This window comes from Glycomyces rhizosphaerae (assembly GCF_042647865.1).
Classification (GTDB): domain Bacteria; phylum Actinomycetota; class Actinomycetes; order Mycobacteriales; family Micromonosporaceae; genus Glycomyces; species Glycomyces rhizosphaerae.
In genome coordinates, this window is the sequence record NZ_JBHRWO010000012.1 from 404,204 (window position 1) to 420,436 (window position 16,233).

Annotated in this window: 18 protein-coding genes; 9 read left to right on the forward strand and 9 right to left on the reverse strand. The window is 69.6% G+C overall.

The features are described 5' to 3' along the window. The first annotated feature begins 61 nt into the window (after positions 1-61). Positions 62-646: a helix-turn-helix domain-containing protein gene (locus ACFO8M_RS16145; RefSeq protein ID WP_387977390.1), complete on the forward strand. Its 585-nt coding sequence runs from the start codon at positions 62-64 to the stop codon at positions 644-646. Here ACFO8M_RS16145 and ACFO8M_RS16150 read toward each other — a convergent pair. Further along, the gene (locus ACFO8M_RS16150) at positions 643-1,122 is read right to left on the reverse strand and encodes a MarR family winged helix-turn-helix transcriptional regulator (RefSeq protein WP_387977391.1); all 480 of its coding nucleotides are present in this window, start codon (positions 1,120-1,122) and stop codon (positions 643-645) included. The genes ACFO8M_RS16145 and ACFO8M_RS16150 overlap by 4 nt on opposite strands. 107 nt (positions 1,123-1,229) lie before the next feature. Between ACFO8M_RS16150 and ACFO8M_RS16155 the strand changes: the two genes are divergently transcribed. Further along, positions 1,230-1,658, forward strand: a complete 429-nt coding sequence (locus ACFO8M_RS16155; protein ID WP_387977393.1) for a hypothetical protein — start codon at positions 1,230-1,232, stop codon at positions 1,656-1,658. A gap of 16 nt (positions 1,659-1,674) precedes the next feature. Here ACFO8M_RS16155 and ACFO8M_RS16160 read toward each other — a convergent pair whose 3' ends face one another. The 4 genes from ACFO8M_RS16160 to ACFO8M_RS16175 form a co-directional block, all read right to left on the reverse strand. Then, positions 1,675-2,622, reverse strand: coding sequence for an SDR family NAD(P)-dependent oxidoreductase (locus ACFO8M_RS16160; protein WP_387977395.1), 948 nt, complete (start codon positions 2,620-2,622; stop codon positions 1,675-1,677). A gap of 75 nt (positions 2,623-2,697) precedes the next feature. Continuing rightward, positions 2,698-3,636: an SDR family NAD(P)-dependent oxidoreductase gene (locus tag ACFO8M_RS16165; RefSeq protein ID WP_387977396.1), complete on the reverse strand. Its 939-nt coding sequence runs from the start codon at positions 3,634-3,636 to the stop codon at positions 2,698-2,700. Between the two features lie 77 nt (positions 3,637-3,713). Next, the gene (locus ACFO8M_RS16170; protein ID WP_387977398.1) at positions 3,714-4,478 is read right to left on the reverse strand and encodes an HAD family hydrolase; all 765 of its coding nucleotides are present in this window, start codon (positions 4,476-4,478) and stop codon (positions 3,714-3,716) included. A 122-nt stretch (positions 4,479-4,600) separates the two neighbouring features. Beyond that, positions 4,601-5,725: a glutathione S-transferase C-terminal domain-containing protein gene (locus tag ACFO8M_RS16175; protein WP_387977464.1), complete on the reverse strand. Its 1,125-nt coding sequence runs from the start codon at positions 5,723-5,725 to the stop codon at positions 4,601-4,603. A 100-nt stretch (positions 5,726-5,825) separates the two neighbouring features. Here ACFO8M_RS16175 and ACFO8M_RS16180 point away from each other — a divergent pair, with 100 nt between their 5' ends. Beyond that, a complete protein-coding gene (locus ACFO8M_RS16180; protein WP_387977400.1) occupies positions 5,826-6,824 on the forward strand; it encodes a nucleoside hydrolase in 999 nt (332 codons plus the stop codon). On the opposite strand, the gene ACFO8M_RS16185 is transcribed toward ACFO8M_RS16180, so the two are convergent. After that, positions 6,809-7,267 (reverse strand): SAM-dependent methyltransferase, encoded by a 459-nt coding sequence (locus ACFO8M_RS16185; RefSeq protein ID WP_387977466.1) that lies wholly within the window; start codon positions 7,265-7,267, stop codon positions 6,809-6,811. The genes ACFO8M_RS16180 and ACFO8M_RS16185 overlap by 16 nt on opposite strands. A 29-nt stretch (positions 7,268-7,296) precedes the next feature. Further along, the gene (locus ACFO8M_RS16190; protein ID WP_387977402.1) at positions 7,297-7,959 is read right to left on the reverse strand and encodes a TetR/AcrR family transcriptional regulator; all 663 of its coding nucleotides are present in this window, start codon (positions 7,957-7,959) and stop codon (positions 7,297-7,299) included. Positions 7,960-8,027: 68 nt separating this feature from the next. On the opposite strand from ACFO8M_RS16190, the gene ACFO8M_RS16195 reads away from it, so the two are divergent. Genes ACFO8M_RS16195 through ACFO8M_RS16210 form a run of 4 tightly spaced genes read left to right on the forward strand, consistent with a single transcriptional unit; the run spans position 8,028 to position 11,026 of the window. Beyond that, the gene (locus tag ACFO8M_RS16195) at positions 8,028-8,402 is read left to right on the forward strand and encodes a DoxX family protein (RefSeq protein ID WP_387977403.1); all 375 of its coding nucleotides are present in this window, start codon (positions 8,028-8,030) and stop codon (positions 8,400-8,402) included. Positions 8,403-8,422: 20 nt separating this feature from the next. After that, the gene (locus tag ACFO8M_RS16200; protein WP_387977405.1) at positions 8,423-9,364 is read left to right on the forward strand and encodes an ABC transporter ATP-binding protein; all 942 of its coding nucleotides are present in this window, start codon (positions 8,423-8,425) and stop codon (positions 9,362-9,364) included. Beyond that, positions 9,357-10,181, forward strand: coding sequence for an ABC transporter permease (locus tag ACFO8M_RS16205; RefSeq protein ID WP_387977407.1), 825 nt, complete (start codon positions 9,357-9,359; stop codon positions 10,179-10,181). The genes ACFO8M_RS16200 and ACFO8M_RS16205 overlap by 8 nt, the downstream gene beginning before the upstream one ends. A gap of 11 nt (positions 10,182-10,192) precedes the next feature. Next, entirely contained in the window at positions 10,193-11,026 is an 834-nt protein-coding gene (locus ACFO8M_RS16210; protein ID WP_387977409.1) for an ABC transporter permease, read from the forward strand. A 106-nt stretch (positions 11,027-11,132) separates the two neighbouring features. Here ACFO8M_RS16210 and ACFO8M_RS16215 read toward each other — a convergent pair whose 3' ends face one another. After that, positions 11,133-13,154, reverse strand: a complete 2,022-nt coding sequence (locus tag ACFO8M_RS16215; RefSeq protein ID WP_387977411.1) for an endo-1,4-beta-xylanase — start codon at positions 13,152-13,154, stop codon at positions 11,133-11,135. Between the two features lie 273 nt (positions 13,155-13,427). Between ACFO8M_RS16215 and ACFO8M_RS16220 the strand changes: the two genes are divergently transcribed. Further along, on the forward strand, positions 13,428-14,636 hold the full coding sequence (locus ACFO8M_RS16220; RefSeq protein ID WP_387977413.1) for an MFS transporter: 1,209 nt from the start codon (positions 13,428-13,430) through the stop codon (positions 14,634-14,636). 9 nt (positions 14,637-14,645) lie between these two features. Here the strand turns inward: ACFO8M_RS16220 and ACFO8M_RS16225 are convergent, their stop codons facing one another. Then, entirely contained in the window at positions 14,646-15,482 is an 837-nt protein-coding gene (locus ACFO8M_RS16225) for an EamA family transporter (RefSeq protein WP_387977415.1), read from the reverse strand. Between the two features lie 116 nt (positions 15,483-15,598). Between ACFO8M_RS16225 and ACFO8M_RS16230 the strand changes: the two genes are divergently transcribed. Then, positions 15,599-16,165, forward strand: coding sequence for a helix-turn-helix domain-containing protein (locus ACFO8M_RS16230; protein WP_387977416.1), 567 nt, complete (start codon positions 15,599-15,601; stop codon positions 16,163-16,165). Positions 16,166-16,233 lie beyond the last annotated feature (68 nt).

Genomic DNA, 16,233 nt, shown 5'->3' on the forward strand with positions numbered 1-16,233 from the left:
GACCGTAAACCGAGTCGGCCGAAACTGGCAAACTTTCTTGCCGGTATGGCAAACTCGAACCATGGACGACGACATGGACCAGGCACTCGACGCGGTCGGTCCGCGCCTGCGGGCGCTGCGCAAGGAACGCGAGGCGACCCTCGCCGACCTCTCGGAGCAGACCGGGATCTCGGTGAGCACCCTCTCGCGCCTCGAATCCGGGACGCGCAAGCCGACCCTGGAGCTGCTGCTGCCCTTGGCGAAAGCCCACGGCGTCACCCTCGACGACCTGGTCGACGCCCCGCCGACCGGCGACCCGCGCGTCCACATGCGACCGGTCACCCGCCACGGCATGATCCACCTGCCGCTCACCCGCCGCCCCGGCGGCATCCAGGCCTACAAGATGATCATCCCCGGCGGCACCCGCACCGAGCCCGACCTCAAGGTCCACGAGGGCTACGACTGGATGTACGTGCTCAACGGCAACCTGCGGGTCGTCCTCGGCGAGCACGACTTCGTGATGAGGCCCGGCGAGGCCGCCGAGTTCGACACCCGCACCCCGCACTGGTTCGGCAGCGCCGACGACCAGCCGGTGGAGATCCTGAGCCTCTTCGGCAGCCAGGGCGAACGCGCGCACTTGCGCGCCAAGCCCAAGGCGAAGAGCTAACGGTCCTGTGAGGACCCGCGCGGCCACGCCTCGACGAAACGCTCCAGAAGGTCCGCGAACGTCCGCGCCTCCGCGGCGGTGAATCCCGCCAGGGCTTCGGCGACGTTGCGCCGTCGATGCTCCCGGATCTCCGCGATCAGCTCCCCGCCCTCGGCAGTCAGCCTGATCAGGGCGTACCGGGAGTCGCCGGGATCGGGTCGGCGCTCGACCAGGCCTTCGGCGAGGAGCTCGGCGGTGAGGCGGCTGGCTCGGGGCCGGTCCACGCCGATCGCCTCGGCCACAGCCGAAATGGTCCGGCCGTCGGACTCGCCGTCCAGTGCGTCCAGGTAGCGGATGCGCGCCGCGTTCGCCGCGGTGGCCTTGGGTGCGCCGTCCTCGGCGGCGCGCTGCTGCAGGCGCCGGGCCTGCTGGTCGCGCCTGATGCGGACGAGCGCTCGCTCGACGGCCTCCTCGGCGCCGGCGTCATGGGTCGGCATGGCGGCCACTGTACAACAGTTGCCACTTGACAACCGATGCTCGATGCGACTACAACAGTTGTAATTATACAACTATTGCGGCGAACGCCGACCCCGAAGGAGCAGTCGTGAACGGACGCATGCGAACCCACCTCTGGCGCAGGATGCTCATCGGACTCGCCACCGCCGCGCTTTACGCCGCCTCGGCGCTGGTGCTCGCCGCCGTCTTCCCGGAGGGCGCGTGGCCGCCGATCGGCGGCCACGGGTACGCCGCCGCCCAGGCCGCGACCGTCCCGGCGATGAACGTCTTCGGCGTCGGCATCGTCCTGATCGGAGTGTTCGAGCCGATCGCGCCGGTCGCATTGCGGCACACGGCTTCGGCCGCCGCCGCATTGGCTGCGGCGGCGGCCGCGCCACTCATGGCGGTGCTCGGCGGCACCGCGATCGGAACGGTGTGGTCGGCGTCCGGTGTGCTCGCCCTGGCGCTGCTCGGCCTCGTCCTCGGTGCGCTCCGCGTCCAGGCCTCGGCACGGTTCGCACTCGGACGGTCGGCCTGAGCCGCACCGAACCGGGTCAGGCGAAGGCGTTCACACCCGTGAGTTCGGCCGAGAACGCCCAGAGCCGCTGCGCCTCATCCGGATCGATGGCGTGCGGCCGGACGCCCGGTCCCGGTCCGACGTCGGTGTTCACCTCGGCGACCTCGCAGTCCTCGAGGAAGAGGCCGCCGAGGCCGTCGAGGCTCGGGGAGACGGCCGCCCAGGTCTGGGTGGCCGCGCCCTGCTCGGCGGTCTTGAAGTGGTCCGGCGCGTTGCCGTCCTCGTCGATCCAGCCGAACTCGCGCTGGTCGTCTTCCGAAATGTGCCGCATGAGCGGGGTCAGGATCGCCCCGGGGTGCAGGGTGAACGCGCGGACGCCCGCAGAGGCGGCGAGGCGGTCGAGCTCGACCGCGAAGAGCGCGTTCGCGGTCTTCGACTGCCCGTAGGCTTCCGAGCGGTCGTACCCGCGCTCGAACTGCGGATCCTCCCACCGCATCGGTGACAGGCGATGCCCGCTCGAGGAGACCGACACGACACGGGCCTCGCGGAGCGCGGGGAGCAGGCGGTTGACCAGCGCGAAGTGGCCGAGGTGGTTGACCGCGAACTGCAGTTCCCAGCCGGGGCCGACACGCGTCTCCGGGCAGGCCATGATGCCCGCGCTGTCGATGACGATGTCGATGCCCCGGCCGGAGGCCAGCAGACGCTCTGCGAAGCCGCGGACGCTGTCGAGGTCGGCGAGGTCGAGTTCGTCGACCTCGGTGTTCGCCATGCCCTCCAGGGAACCGGCCGCGATGTCGGGCCGCCGGGCCGGGACGACGACGTGCGCGCCCGCACCCGCGAGCGCTCGCGTGGTCTCCAGGCCGATCCCGGAGTAACCGCCGGTCACCACGGCGGTCTTGCCGGTGAGGTCGATCGCCGCGGTGACTTCGGCGGCGGTGGAACGATTGTCGAAACCGGAATTGATCCGTTGCTGCTTGTCGCTCATGCCACGAAGCTACGACTTGGAGTGCACTCCAGGGCAAACCGCCAGTTCAATGACGGGAAGCCCTTCCCGGCAGGCTCAGGCGAAGGCGTTCACACCCGTGAGTTCGGCCGAGAACGCCCAGAGCCGCTGCGCCGCAACGGGGTCGATGGCGTAGGGCCGGACTCCCGAGCCCTCCTCGGACACTTCGGCGACTTCGCAGTCCTCGAGGTAGAGGCCGCCCATGCCCTCGAGTTGCGGGGACGTGGCGGCCCAGGTCTGGGTCGCCGCGCCCTGCTCGGTGGTCTTGAAGTAGTCCGGCGGGTTGCCCTCCTCGTCCATCCAGCCCATCTCCCGCTGCTCTTCGACGGGGATGTGCCGCTGCAGCGGCGTCAGGATCGCCCCCGGGTGGAGTGCGAACGCGCGGACGCCCGCGGATGCGGCGAGGCGGTCGAGCTCGACGGCGAACAGGATGTTCGCGGTCTTCGACTGCCCGTACGCTTTCCAGCGGTCGTAGCCCCGCTCGAAGTGCGGGTCGTCCCAGCGGATCGGCGAATTGCCGTGGCCGCCGGAGGAGGTCATCACGACCCGCGCGCCTTCCAGCACCGGCAGCAGCCGGTTGACCAGCGCGTAATGCCCGAGGTGGTTGGTCGCGAACTGGAGCTCCCAGCCCCGATCGGTGCGCGTCTCCGGGCAGGCCATGATGCCCGCGTTGTTGACGAGGAGGTCGATGCGCCGCCCGTCCGCGAGCCGCCGCTCGGCGAAGTCGCGGACGCTGTCGAGGTCGGCGAGGTCGAGTTCGTCCACTTCGGTGCGCTCGATGCCGTCGAGGTGCTTCGCGGCGTGGTCGGGCCGCCGCGCGGGGACGATCACCGTCGCCCCGGCCCCCGCGAGGGCTCTCGTCGTCTCCAGGCCGATCCCGGAGTAGCCGCCGGTCACGACGGCGGTCTTGCCGGTGAGATCGATGCCGTCGAGGACTTCGGCGGCGGTGGAACGGTTGTCGAAACCGGAATTGATCCGTTGCTGCTTGTCGCTCATGCGTCGAAGCTACGACTTGGAGTGCACTCCAAGGCAAACCGGCAGGTCAGTCCGAACTGTGCTGAAGAGGGCCGTGCTCAGGACAAGAAGCCGAGCACGTGCGCCAGACCGCGCTCGCCGGTGCGCGCCTCGCCCGGGAGGATGTACGCGCGCAGTCCGCTCGCCGCGCCGCCGCCGTCCTTGGCCGGGTTGTCGCCGACCATGAGCGTGCGGCGCGGGTCGACGCCGAGGCGCTCGCACGCGGTGCGGAACAGCAGAGGGTCGGGCTTCTCGGTGCCGAACTGGTAGGAGACGACGCGCACGTCGATGAGGTCGTCCAGCCCGAAGTACTCCATGTGCACGCCCACGTCCCAAGGGAAGTCCGAGACGATCCCGGTCTTGATCCCGCGGCGGCGCAGCTCCCGCAGCAGCGGCTCGGTGTCGGGGTAGGGCACCCACGCGTCGGGGGCCGCGATCGCGGCGTACGCGACCTCTTCGATGCCCTGGAGGTAGTCGACGTGCGCGAACCAGCCGAGCAGCGCCCGGCGGTGCTGCTCGGCGGACTCGTCGCGGCCGACCTGCATGGCCGCGACCTCGGGGATGCGGTAGGTCTCGCCGAGCTGCGCGGCGGTCTTCTCGAGCAGCTCATCGTCGAGCGGGCGGCCGGTCTCGGCGGCGACCCGGCGCAGCCAGGTGGCGACGTCGATGAGCTTGAAGATCGTGTTACTGAAATCGAACAGGACCGCCTCGATCGGCGGCACGGGCTCGGCCTGCTCGGCCTCGGTCGGCTGGTAGGCGACGGCGGAGTCGAAGAGGCTGTAGATCACGGCGGGCCTTCCGTCCTGGAATGCGGCGGTCGCCACAAACGTAACCGAGCGAGGGCGCCCGGACCACGGATACGGCCGCACCTCACATCGAGAACCACCTGTACAACCCGTGTTAATCCGATGGCCCGCCGCAGTACGGCCGCCGCATACCCTGCGACTCAGACCGGGTAGAGCGGGTTCGCTCCCGGCGGGCGTTCCTCGGCCGCGACCGGACCCGGGGCGGTGCCGTCACCGAACGGGCTGCCGCCCAGGGCTTCCCTGCCGTGGTCGGAGAGCCAGTTCTCCAGGTCGGGGCCGTCGGGCACGATCTGGGTCGGGTTGATGTCCTCGTGCACCACGTAGTAGTGGCGTTTGATCTGGTCGAAGTCCGCGGTGTCGCCGAAGCCGGGGGTCTGGAACAGGTCCCGCGCGTACGCCCACAGGTGCGGCATCTCGGTGAGCTTGTTCCGGTTGCACTTGAAGTGCCCGTGGTAGACCGGGTCGAACCGCAGCAGCGTGGTGAACAGCCGCACGTCGGCCTCGGTGATGGTCTCGCCCATCAGGTACCGCTGCCCGCCCAGCCGCTCCTCGAGCCAGTCCAGCGCTTTGAACAACCGCTTGTACGACAGGTCGTAGGCGCGCTGCGAACCGGCGAATCCGGCGCGGTACACCCCGTTGTTGACCTCGGTGAAGACCCGTTCGATCACCGGGAGCATGTCGTCGATCAGCCCCGCGGGGAGCAGATCCGGCGCGCCCTCGCGGTGGTACGCGGACCACTGGGTCGAGAGGTCGAACGTCAGCTGCGGGTAGTTGTTGGCGACCACCTCGCCGGACGGCTCGTCGACCAGCGCGGGCACCGTGATGCCTCGCGGATACTCGGGGAAGCGCTTGAAGTAGTGCTCCTGGAGCCGCTCGGTGCCGAGCACCGGATCGCGGCCGTCGGGGCCCAGGTCGAACGTCCACGACCGCACGTCGTGCACCGGCCCCGGCGTGGCCAGCGAGAGGACCCCTTCGAGGCCGAGCAGGCGGCGGATGATGATCGAACGGTGCGCCCACGGGCAGGCCCGCGCGGCCACGAGCCGGTAGCGGCCGGGCTCGACCGGCCAGGCCAGCGCGCCCTCGGTGAGGCCGGCCATCCGCGGGTCGCCGATCTTGGACGACGCCTCGACCGGCGCGGCACGGGCGGCCTCGACATCGGCGACCACGCGGTCCTCGATGTAGTTGGTGTCCCTGGTGAACTCGCCGCCGGTCACATACGCGCCCCTGGTGGAGTGCTCGGTCCCGTCGGTCTGCAGCGATTCGATCTGTGTCACGGGACCAGCCTACGCATTTTTCGCATCGACCCGCGAGGATGCGGGCCGCTACCATGTCGGGACGCCCCGCCCGAACACCCAGGAGCCTCCGTTGCCCTTCAGGTTCATCCTCGACTGCGACACGGGATCGGACGATGCGATCGCGATCTTGGCCGCCACGGCCCACCCCGACCTCGACTTGGTCGCGATCACCACGGTCAACGGCAACGTCTCGCTCGACCACGTCACCGACAACACGCTGCGGGCACTCGACCACGTCGGTGCCCGAGTGCCCGTCTACGCCGGAGCCGACCGGCCCCTGAAGCGACCCGACTTCCCGATCCCGCGTGCGATCCTCAACGCCGACAGCGACTTCCAAGCGGAGTCGATCGACTTCCCGAAACCCGTATCGACCATCGAGGCCACCGGTGCGATCGACTTCCTCGTCGAGACCTATATGGACGATTCCAGTGCCGACGTCACGCTCGTGGCGACCGGGCCGCTCACCAACCTCGCGCTCGCGCTGGCCGCGGAGCCGCGCCTGGCCGAGCGCATCCCGCGGCTCGTCATCATGGGCGGCGCGCACGGGAACGGCAATGTCACGGCGGCGGCCGAGTTCAACTTCTGGGTCGATCCCGAAGCGGCCGAAGCGGTCCTGGCCGCGGGTGTCCGCGAGGTCGTCATCGTCCCGCTCGACGCGACGCACAGCGCGCCGCTGACCCTCGCCGACTGCGACGTGTTCGACGCGATCGGCACCCCGGCCGCCACGGGGACTGCGCGGCTGCTGCGCCACCGCATCGCGACCGATCGGGCCGCGCAGGCAGTGTCAATTCATGGCTCGCAAGCTTCGCCAAGAGCGGCTTCGCCCGTGCACGACCCGATGTGCGTCGCGTTCCTGCTGCGGCCCGACCTTTTCACTGAGTGCGTCGAGGCGTTCGTGACCGTCGAGACGGCGGGGGAGCGGACCCTCGGTGAGCTCCTCGTGGACACCCGACCCTGGTGCCCGCATCCGCCGAACGCCACGGTCGCACTGCGGGCTTCGGTCGAGGTGTACCGGGACTTCCTGCGCGCCGCGTTCGTCTCGGGTGCCGAGGCCTATGTGCCTTCGTAGTATTCGCGCATGAGCTCGTCGGCCCATGCCGGTTGCACTGCTGGATCTCTCGGTGCGAACTCCCGCAGGTAGGGCTTGACGTCGAGGACGGGGGTGCCGGCGAGGGCGTCGAGGTCGGCGATGTGCAGCGCGAGGCCGTCGACCTTGACGAGTCGGCAGCGAGAGACACCGATCCTGTTGGGGCGGAAGGGGCCCCGGTGCGCGAACACGCCGACCGGCGGCCAGGCGGGGTTGCCGCGAGCCGGCCGCGGCTCCAAATCGAGGGCGTGTTCGTCGACGCGGTCGAAGAGGAAGACGACTTCCAGGTGGGAGTAGTCGGCCAGGCCGAGCGTCGCCGACGGTGCGAACTGGTCGGCGTCGAGCCGGATGACCGCCTCGACGCCCCGCCACCGGTCCTCGTGCCAGTGTTCACGACCCCCCTCTACCCAGCCCACCGGCCGCATTGCCACCGGCTGCGGTCGCCGAGCGGCGCTCATCGCGTCGTCTCCGACGGGCTTCCGGCCGGGGCCTTGCACAGTTGCGCCCGCAGGCTCGCCAGGGCCCACCCCCGCCACTGCTCGTCGCTCCAGCCCCGGGATTTCACCATCACGAGATACAGCTCCGGGCTCGTCAGGCCGTACAGGACGTCGGCTGCGTGGTCAGCTCCGACGCCTTCGGCCGCATCGGGTTTGGAGACCAGTGCCCGCGCCGCCTCGGCACTCACCGTGTAGCGGGGGTCCTCGTCGCTGCGCCAGAGCTCGGCGAGTTCCGGGTCGGTGGCCGCAGCGGACTCCGCCACCTTGAGCACAGGCGCGAGCCGGGCCAGTATTTCGGCGGTTCCGGCCGTGTACCGCTCCAGCAGTTCGGCAGCGCTCGGCGCGTCAGTCGCGTCGTGGAACCACCGCCGCTCGAGCGTGGGGACCGGCTCGTCATCGCCTGCGATGACGACGTCGACCAGCTCCTTCATCAAGGTCCGCTTGTTGCCGAAGCTGAAGTAGATGGTCTGCACCGCGACTCCGGCGGCGTCGGCGACGTCTTGGACGGTCGTCGCCCCGTAGCCGTGCTCGATGAACAGCCGCTCGGCGGCGGCGATGATCTTGCGCCTGGTGAGGCGGGCCTTCTCGGCCCGCTTCCCGCTGCCCTTGACGATGGTCATGCCTAGAGTGTAATACTAGTGATGATCACTAGTGAACGACTCTAGTGAAATTTCTACAGGAGTCCCGCATGCACCTCGCTCTATGGATCACCGCTTCGCTCCTCGCCCTCGTCCTCCTCCTCGCTGGGACGCTCACCCTGTTCAGCGCCAAGGAGAAGCTGCAGTCCAACGGCATGGCCTGGGTCGAGGACCTCCCGACCGGAGCAGTCAAGACCATCGGCGCCGCCGAGGTCCTCGGCGCGGTCGGCCTGGTCCTGCCCGCCGTCCTCGACACCGCGACCGTGCTCGTCCCCGTCGCCGCCACCGGTGCAGCCGCGCTCATGGTCGGCGCCGCCGTCAGCCATGCCCGCCGAGGCGAGTTCAGCGCGATCACCGTCAACGCCGTCCTATTCGCGCTCGCCGCGTTCACCGCCTGGGGCCGCTTCGGCCCGGCCGCCTTCTGACCGACCCGAAAGGAACCGACATGCCAGTCCCCGCCATCGAGATCACCAACCTCACCAAGCGATACGGCGACACCGGACCCCTCGCCGTGGACGACATCTCCCTCGCCGTCGAGCCCGGGTCCGTCATCGGATTCCTGGGCCCCAACGGCGCGGGCAAGACCACCACGATCAAGATCCTCGCCGGACTGGTCTCGGCGACCTCCGGCTCGGCGAGCCTCGGCGGCTTCGACGTCGTCCACCAGCGCGCCGCCGCCATGGCCCAGTTCGGCGCGGTCCTCGAAGGCTCGCGCAACATCTACTGGACCCTCTCCTCCTGGCAGAACCTCATCTACTTCGGACGCCTCAAAGGCCTGCGCAAATCCGCCGCGGCCGCCAGGGCCGAGCGGCTGCTCACCGACCTCGACCTGTGGGAACGCCGACACGAGAAGGTCGGCGGCTTCTCCAGGGGCATGCAGCAGAAGGTCGCCATCGCCGCCGCGCTCATCGCCGACCCCGCCATCATCCTGCTCGACGAACCCACGCTCGGCCTCGACGTCGCCGCCACCCGCACCGTCAAGAACTGGATCGGCACCCTCGCCCGCGACGAGGGCAAGACGATCCTGCTCACGACCCACCAGCTCGACGTCGTCGAGGAACTCTGCGACCGCGTCGCGGTCATCAGCGGTGGCCGGTTCGTCACCGACCTGCCGATCGGGGCACTGCTCTCCCAGTTCAGACAGCACGACCACTACGAGGTCCGGACCGAAGCCCGAGCAGATCCGGTCGCACTTCCCGACGGCTTCACCGCCGTGCGCGGCGACGAGGACACCGTCATCACCGGACACGTGCAGGGCGGCGACGACCTGTACGCGCTCATCGAAGCCCTTCGCGCCCAAGGACTGCCCCTGCGCTCACTGGCGCAGGTCCAGCCGAACCTCGAAGAGGTCTTCCTGTCCCTCGTGAAGGAGCCCGTCAATGGCTGACCTGGCCGCAACGGCCCCTGGCGCAGGGTTCCGAACAGGAGCCGCCGTCCTGGCCGCCGAAGTCCGCAAGGGACTCGCCAACCAGCTCGCCCATCCGCTCGGCCACATCGTGACCCTCGCCATCAGCGTCATGATGTACCTGGGCCTGCAATACGTCATGGGCCAGGGCGAGCTCCGCGCCGACCTGCTTCCGGCCACGCTCATCGCGATCGGCGCCTACTGGTTCCTCCAGTACTCCGGGCAGGTCATGGTCGCCGACCTCATCGAGGAGAAACGCAGCGGCACCTTCGCCGCCGCGCTCATGTCGCCCGCGCCCCCATGGGTTTCCATGATCGGCAGGCTCGCCACCGCTACGGTCTTCGCGCTGCCCGTCGCGGTGCTCGCCTCACTCGTGCAGGCCCTCGCGGTCGGGATCGACATCCCCTGGCGCTGGAGCGCGATCGTGCCGTACCTGCTGCTGGCGGCGAACATCCTGGCGTTCACGTTCCTCATGGCGGCGATCGCGATCCGCAGCCCGATGATCGGAGCGCTGCACTCGCTGCTGACCGCGCTGGTCCTGATGCTCAACGGCGCCTTCATGCCGCTGTCGCTCTATCCCGAATGGATGGCCGCAGCCGCGCGAGTGCTCCCGACGACCCTCGCCATCGAATCGATCAACCGCGTGCTGTTCGACGGCGCCTCGCTCGCGGCGGTCTGGAGCGACGGCACCCTGCCGCTCCTGATCGCCCACACCGCCGCGCTCACCGCGCTCGGCGCCTGGCTGTTCCGTCGCAACCGACGGCTCGCCATCGCCGAGGGCCGCGTGGGCCAGTACTGAGAGGAAACGGCATGACCACCATGATCTCCGTCCCTTCCCTCGCCTCTGCGGGCTGGGCCAACGCCTTCGGCAACGAGGTCGGCAAAGGCCTGCGCGAACTGGTCGGCGACTGGCGCGCCGTCGCCATCGAGATGATCACCTTCCCGGTGTTCTACCTCCTCATCGTCATGTTCATGGGACGCGGGCAGCTGCTCGAGGAGCTGCTGTTGCCCGTCCTCATCGGACTCGTCGGGCTCGCGTTCATCCACGAGCAGGTCAACCGCGTGTTCTGGAGCCACCTCGGGGACCTCCAGTCGGGCGTGCTGGAGCAGACGTATCTCACTCCGCTCCCTTCGGCCGCACTGGTCCTCGGTCGCCAGGCGGCGGCGGTGGTCGGTGCGCTGCCCGTGGTCGCCACGCTCCTCGTCACCGGCTTCATCGCGGTGACCGCGCAGGGTGGGACGTTCCCGTTCGAGCCGGGCGTGCTCGTACCGGCGGCGGCGATCGTCGTCGGCACGTGCGCATCGGCACTCGTGCTCTGCGGCCTGACCTTGGTGTTCAAGCGGATCGAGAGCATCACACAGGCGTCGATCGCCGTCTACGCGATCGTCGGCGGCACCCTGGTGCCCCTGTCGGCGCTTCCGGACTGGATCGCGTCGGCCAGCCGCGCTCTCATCCCGGTTGCGCCGGGCATCGAGGCCGCCCGCGCCATGCTCCTCGAGGGCGAAACGCTGACCGACCTGAACGCGGGCTGGGGCCTCGGCTGGATCCTGCTGCAGCCGGTCCTGCTCACCGTCCTCGGCATCCTCCTGTTCACCAGGCTCGAGCGTGTCGCGAAATCGCGCGGCGCCCTCGGCCGCTACTGACCGACCACCCACACTCTCAGTGCCGCGAGGTGTTCCAAAAAGGCCGGTGGCCCCACGCGATCGCGTGGGGCCACCGGCCTGTCGAGACTCGTTCAGCCGTTGAGGCTCAGCCGTTGCGAATCTGGTCGCGGATCCATTCGCCGGCGGGCTTGAGGTTGGTCGTGCCCGTGTACGGCCCGTCCGGGCAGGTGCCCTCGGTGAAGGCCGCGCCGGAGCGCATGTCGTCGGAGAAGTTCCAGTTCGTCCAGCTGATCTGGCGCTCGGCCATCATGTCCGTCCACTGCTGCGACATCGCGAAGTCGTTCTCGCCGTCGCCGGTGTAGGTCTGGGTGCCCCACTCGGTGACGAAGATCGGCAGTTGCTCGCTAGCCGCGGCCACGGCGTCGATGTAGGTCTCGCGGTGCGAGGCGGCGTAGAAGTGGAAGGTGTACATGACGTTCTCGGCGTCGACCGGGTCGTTGATGATCTCCGAGGCGTCGCTGCCCTCGTTGATGCCGAACGAGGACCACGCGCGGGTGCCGAGGATGATGACGCTGTCGGGGTCGCGTTCGCGGATCACCGGGATGACCTGCTCGTGGTAGCCCTTGAGGTCGGCCCAGGACACGCCGTTGGGCTCGTTGGCGGTCTCGTACAGCACGCCCGGGTTGTCGGCGTGGGTCTCGGCGATCTCGGCGAAGAAGGTCTTCGCGGCCTCGAGGTTCACGTTGGGGTCGCCCGGGGTGAGGATGTGCCAGTCCACGAGCGCGTACATGCCGCGGGAGGTGACGTCCTCGACGAGGCCGTTCACTCTGGCGGTGAAGCCTTCGGGGTCGGTCTCGTAGCCGTCCTCCTGCACGTACATGGAGATGCGGACGATGTCCGAGCCCCAGTCGCCGGCCAGCGCGTCGAGCGAGGCGTCGTTGAGGCAGTCGCCGTGCCACTGCAGGCCGTGGGTGCTCATGCCCTTGAGCTGCACCGGTTCTCCGGCTTCACTGCAGAGGTTGTTGCCGCAGACCGCGAGCCGGCCGTGCTCTTCGATCGCGGTGGCCGGGACGTCCTCGGCGGAGCCTGAGAGCGCGTCGCGGATGGCCTGGTAGGCCGGTTTGGGCTGGAGGTTCTCGTCCCACGGGAGCGCCGCGCCCTGGCCGGGGAAGACGCTCGGGATCCAGGAGTACTTGTCCGAGTAGGCCCACAAGGTGATGCCGACGCATTCGGTGACGGCCATGCAGGCCTCGGTGACGGCGCCGTAGTCCTCGGCCTGCTGGGCGAGTTTGGCGTCGTCGGCGGGGAGTTCCATGCGGATGTCGAGTTCGGTGATGGCGACTTCGAGTCCGAGGTCGGCGAACCGCTGGATGTTCTCCTGCACGGTGTCGGGGATCTGGCCGACGATCAGGTGGCCTTGGAGGCCGATGCCGTCGATCGGGACGCCCTCGGCGAGCAGCCGCTGCACGAGTTCGTAGTAGGCGTCGCTCTTGGCGTTGATCCCGTCGATGTTGTAGTCGTTGAGGTAGAGCTTGGCGTCGGGGTCGGCGGCGCGGGCCGCGTGGAAGGCGTCGGCGATGTAGTCCTCGCCGAGGGTCCGGAGCCAGAACGAGTCGCGGAGCGCGCCGCTGTCGTCGTACACCTCGTTCGCGACGTCCCAGTGGTCGAGCTGGTCCTCGTATCGTCCGACCACTGTGGAGATGTGCTCGTCGACGGCCGCCTGCATCTGGTCGGCGGGGAGCTCCTGCACCCAGGTGGGGGTCTGGTTGTGCCAGATGAGGGTGTGGCCGCGGAGCTTCTGGCCGTTGGCCTCGGCGAATGCGACGATCTCGTCGGCGCGGTCGAACGCGAACTCGCCCTGCTGCGGCTCGGTCGCGTCCCACTTCATCGCATTGCCCGGGGTCATCCAGCCGAATTCGCTGCCGAGGGTCTCGGCGTAGGCGGCGTCGGCGATCTCGTTGTTGTCGGCGGCGACGCCGAAGTACTTGCCCTGTGCGGCGGCGAGCTCGTGCAAGGTGGGTTCCTGCGCGTCGGCGGTGGTGCGGTCCCACCCGGTCAGCGCCGCCGTTCCCGTTGCGGCCGCGAGGGCGACGGCCGCCGTGAGGATCAGGGGTCTTCTGACGCTTCGGTTCATCGTTCTTCTCCTGTCGTGCTCCGGATGCGTCATGGGCAGCACGGGACGACCGGGGTACCGGTCGAGACGACGTTGCCGGACGCGTCATCGAGGTATGGACGAACAACCTAAAGATCGATAAATGCCGATATCGTAGCGTACGCGGCAAAGGCCGGTCCGCGGTGCGGAAGGGCCCCGCCCGGGGCCAGGCCGATCATTTCTGACAATGGTTCGAAAAAGTGCTGGACGAATCGGAGCGCATCGGCGAATACTTGACCGCGCCGGGCCCCGGCCCGGTACGCCAGGAAACCCCGAGAGGACCACCGCGTGCCGACTCTGACCACCCCCGAACAGTCCGCCGCACCCGCGACCTCGAAGCGCCGCCGCATGCTCGCGCTCGGCGCGCTCGCCTTGGGCGCGTTCGGCATCGGCCTCACCGAATTCGTCGTCGTCGGTCTGCTCGGGCCGCTCGGCGAAGACCTCGACGTCTCGATCTCCACCGCCGGACTCCTGGTCACCGGCTACGCGGCCTCGGTCGCCATCGGCGCACCGATCATGACCGCCGCCGGAACCCGCCTGCCGCGCAAGACGATGCTCATCATCCTGATGAGCCTGTTCATCGCCGGGAACGTCCTCGCCGCCCGCGCGCCCGAATACGGCGTGCTCATGACCGGCCGCGTCATCTCGGCCCTGTGCCACGGCGCCTTCATGGGCATCGGCCCGATCATGGCCGCCAGCCTCGTCGCCCCCGAACGGCGCTCGCGCGCCATCGCGCTCATGATGACCGGCCTGACGCTCTCGAACGTCGTCGGCGTCCCGTTCGGCACGGCGCTGGGCCAGCAGTTCGGTTGGCGCGCAGCGTTCTGGGCCATAGCCGTGATCGGCGCGGTCGCGCTGGCCGCCATCGTCGCGTTCGTGCCCTCGCGCCCCAACGACACCGGCGGTTCCCTCCGCAGCGAGCTCGCGGTCTTCCGCCGCCCGCAGGTGTGGCAGGTCCTGACGATCACCATGCTCGGCTGGGGCGCCGCCTACGCCGCCATCACCTTCCTGGAGCCGATCCTGACGCGCGTCTCCGGGTTCGACACCGCGGCCGTGCCGTGGCTCTTGATCCTCTTCGGCGTCGGCCTCACGGGCGGCAACCTCCTCGGCGGCCGCCTCGCCGACCGCGCGCTCATGCCGACCCTCTACGGCACCGTCATCGCCGCGACCGCCGCATTGGTCGTCTTCGCCTTCGCGGCCCACCACCAGGTGTCGGCGGCGATCATGGTGTTCGTGCTGGGCGCCGCCGGGTTCGCGATGGTCCCGGTCTTCCAGACCCGCGTGATGGACGTGGCCAAGGAGGCGCCGTCGCTGGCCTCCTCGGTGAACGCCGCGGCGTTCAACGTCGGCATCGCCCTCGCCGCCTGGTTCGGCGGCCTCGCGATCGACGGCGGCCTCGGCCTGATCGCTCCAGTGTGGATCGGCGTGGCCCTAGGCCTCGCCGCCCTCACCGTCGCCATCGCCTCCGGCGCGGCCGAACGCCGCGCCGCCCGCTAACCGGCAGGCTCATTGCAAGGCGAGGAGGCTGACGGCGGCGGCCGCCGTGCCGAGGCCGAAGAGTTGGCCGCGGTGGAGGCGTTCGCCCAAGACCTTGCGGGCCAACAAGACGGTTCCGGCCGGGTAGAGGGCGACGATCACCGCGACGACCGCGAGATCGCCGCTGCGTGCAGCGAGCAGGAACAGCAGGTTCGCCACCGAGTCGAGTGCGCCCGCCGCGGCCGACGTCGCGTACGCGGGCCGTTCCGGGCCGAGCTTGCGGCGCAACAGGAACGCCGCGGTCAACGTAATCGCTGAGGAGACCGTCCGGCCGACGATCAGCGGCCCCACCCCGCTCCCGGCGGGAGCCTGGTGCAGGAAGACCAACTGCAGCGCGATCGCCGCGCCAGCGCCGAACGCCAGGAGCAGTGCCACCCTCGAAGGCCTCGAGGACCGCACGCCCGGGCCGGCACTCACCAGGACCACCGCGACCAGCGCGAGCGGCAGTCCGATCATCCCGGCCAGGGCCAGGTGCTCGCCCTGGAGCAGGCCCACCCCCACGGGCAGCGCGGCCGAGACGAGCGCGGTCACCGGCGAGAGCACGTTCATCGGACCGATCGCCAACGTCCGGTACAGGAGCACGAACGCGGCCGCCGAAGCGACGCCCGAAGCCGCGCCCCACGCCAGGGTCGCCGGATCGAACGCGGCCCCGAGCAGCGGCCACAGCAGCAGCTCGACCACCAGGCTCGCCGGGGCCGCGATCATCACCGTCCGCAGCACGTGCGCTTTGCGGGCGCCGAGCCCGCCGAGGAAGTCGGCGCAGCCGTAGGCGAGCGAACTGCCCAGGGCCAGTACGAGCGCGATCACGGCATCCCACCTTCATCTATCGAAACGACCGGATAGAATAGTAGAACGACTGAGTTTGGTCAGTCAAACGACCGCGCGGTTTATTTCAGTGATCTATTCGTCGGGAGGACCCGCACATGGACGACCCCTACGCGGCGCTGCGAACAGTCGCGAACAACGTCAAAGCGGCCCGCACCCGCGCAGGCCTTTCCCTGGACGAACTCGGCCGCCGCGCCCAAGTCAGCAAGGGCGCCCTCGTCGGTCTGGAGAAAGCCCAGGGCAACCCCAACCTCGCCACCCTCGTCAGGCTCGCCGACACCCTCGGCGTCTCCGTCTCCGCCCTCATGGAAGGCCCCGCCGAAGACCGCGTCCGCGTCGTCGACGCCGACACGATCACCCCGCTGTGGACCGGCGAGCACGGCGGCGAGGCCCGGCTCATGCTGACAACCAGCGGCCCGGCCCCGGTCGAGATCTGGCGCTGGCGACTCGAACCGGGGGAGGAGTATGCCAGCCATCCGCACCAGGCCGGCGTCCAGGAGACCGTCAACGTCACCTCCGGCCGGATGATCCTGGTCGTCGACGGCGCCGAACACGCCCTCGAAGCCGGCCAGACCGCCACGTTCAGCGGCGACGCCCCGCACGCCTACCGCGGCACCGACACCTGCACCCTCATCATGACCGTCCACCTACCGCCCGGAGCCTAGGGCGGCGCGGCCGCAGTTGCAGACGCACCTCACACTATGGGCGGGCCCCGCTCCGGGGCCTGCGGACT

Bases quoted from the DNA above. Each gene is read 5' to 3' on its own strand.
- ACFO8M_RS16195 (WP_387977403.1), top strand. From the start codon at position 8,028: ATGCACCTCGCTCTATGGATCACCGCTTCGCTCCTCGCCCTCGTCCTC.
- ACFO8M_RS16165 (WP_387977396.1), bottom strand. From the start codon at position 3,636: ATGAGCGACAAGCAGCAACGGATCAATTCCGGTTTCGACAACCGTTCC.
- ACFO8M_RS16210 (WP_387977409.1), top strand. From the start codon at position 10,193: ATGACCACCATGATCTCCGTCCCTTCCCTCGCCTCTGCGGGCTGGGCC.
- ACFO8M_RS16215 (WP_387977411.1), bottom strand. From the start codon at position 13,154: ATGACGCATCCGGAGCACGACAGGAGAAGAACGATGAACCGAAGCGTC.
- ACFO8M_RS16200 (WP_387977405.1), top strand. From the start codon at position 8,423: ATGCCAGTCCCCGCCATCGAGATCACCAACCTCACCAAGCGATACGGC.
- ACFO8M_RS16230 (WP_387977416.1), top strand. From the start codon at position 15,599: ATGGACGACCCCTACGCGGCGCTGCGAACAGTCGCGAACAACGTCAAA.
- ACFO8M_RS16160 (WP_387977395.1), bottom strand. From the start codon at position 2,622: ATGAGCGACAAGCAGCAACGGATCAATTCCGGTTTCGACAATCGTTCC.
- ACFO8M_RS16205 (WP_387977407.1), top strand. From the start codon at position 9,357: ATGGCTGACCTGGCCGCAACGGCCCCTGGCGCAGGGTTCCGAACAGGA.
- ACFO8M_RS16150 (WP_387977391.1), bottom strand. From the start codon at position 1,122: ATGCCGACCCATGACGCCGGCGCCGAGGAGGCCGTCGAGCGAGCGCTC.
- ACFO8M_RS16190 (WP_387977402.1), bottom strand. From the start codon at position 7,959: ATGACCATCGTCAAGGGCAGCGGGAAGCGGGCCGAGAAGGCCCGCCTC.
- ACFO8M_RS16185 (WP_387977466.1), bottom strand. From the start codon at position 7,267: ATGCGGCCGGTGGGCTGGGTAGAGGGGGGTCGTGAACACTGGCACGAG.
- ACFO8M_RS16145 (WP_387977390.1), top strand. From the start codon at position 62: ATGGACGACGACATGGACCAGGCACTCGACGCGGTCGGTCCGCGCCTG.